Source organism: Spiroplasma endosymbiont of Lariophagus distinguendus, assembly GCF_023846195.1.
In the GTDB taxonomy this organism is placed as follows: domain Bacteria; phylum Bacillota_I; class Bacilli_A; order Mycoplasmatales; family VBWQ01; genus Spiroplasma_E.
Genome location: NZ_JALMUW010000118.1, coordinates 1 through 1,209, shown reverse-complemented (window position 1 = coordinate 1,209; position 1,209 = coordinate 1). Strand labels below are relative to the sequence as shown.

The window sequence follows — 1,209 nt, the reverse complement described above, 5'->3', positions numbered from 1 at the left end:
TACCTCTACCACTACTGAAATATTTTCTCATATCATCAGTAATAATACTTACATTATCATAAAATTTATCTCAATAAATTAATGTTCCTAAATAATAAATTGATATAATTAAATAAATAAAACTAATAACTATTAATCATGTTTTTTTTCTTTAAATTTTATTTTTTTTAAAATATTTTTCATATAATAGTACTCCATAAAAACATTTATCATAAACATAATTATTTTAACATATAAAATAATTTTTATCTTGAATTTAAAATTATTTTATAAATATTAGTTTTAATATTACTTATATATCTTTTTCCATGTGTATATATTAAATTGTTTTTTCAATCATTTATACATTCAATTTTACCTAAATTTGCTTGTAAATAAAAATTTCATTTTAGATGTTTATTATCAACAATACTCATTGCAATACATGAATTTGTTTCATAATTTTTATTTACTGTTCTTCCTAAACTTCCAAAATGTACTGATAAATTAAATTCATAACCAGTTAAATTATATGGCATTGAATTATTATTACTATAAGTATAAATATATGCTAATCCATTTTCATCATTATTATCATTTGGATGTAAAAATTCTTGTTTATATTCATTAATTGTTGGATTATTATTACTTAATATTAAATCTTTTAAATCAATAGTTATACTTGTATCTTCACTTTTTGCTGGTCTAAAAGTTTCATTTGTAGAATATACTACTAATTTATTATCATGAGAATTTTTTATTTCTTCCTTTGTTTCAATAACATAATCGTAATAAATAGTTATTGATTTATAATATCTTTTTAAATCATTAAAAGTATTAATTAATAAAGTTGGGTCTAATAGTGATTTTAAATCAACTTCATAATTATCTAATTTATTTGAATTGTTAGTAAGTCAAACATTAAAATTAGGTTTATATGATACCGAACTTGTATCAATTAATGATACATCATCTGTCGTCATTTCTATTTTTAAATCTGGATTAATAATTATTGTTTTAGCAATATTTAGTGGGTCGGGTGGTAATATATTTGCTGGATAACTGAATGTTGTTTCTTCACTTTCTTCATATTCATCATGATTTAATTTATATTGTGTTGTTCAATTAAAAGTATTTCCAGTTAAAGCACCATTATTATATCTATATTGTGCAACTGATATTTCATTATAATCACCTTGATAAGTATAAGGATTATCACTATAAAATGTA

Annotated in this window: 1 protein-coding gene; it reads right to left on the bottom strand. The window is 19.6% G+C overall.

The features are described from left to right. Positions 1-245: 245 nt before the first annotated feature. Positions 246-1,209: hypothetical protein (locus tag M0D11_RS05970; RefSeq protein WP_252320988.1), on the bottom strand; the 964-nt coding region annotated here is incomplete at its 5' end.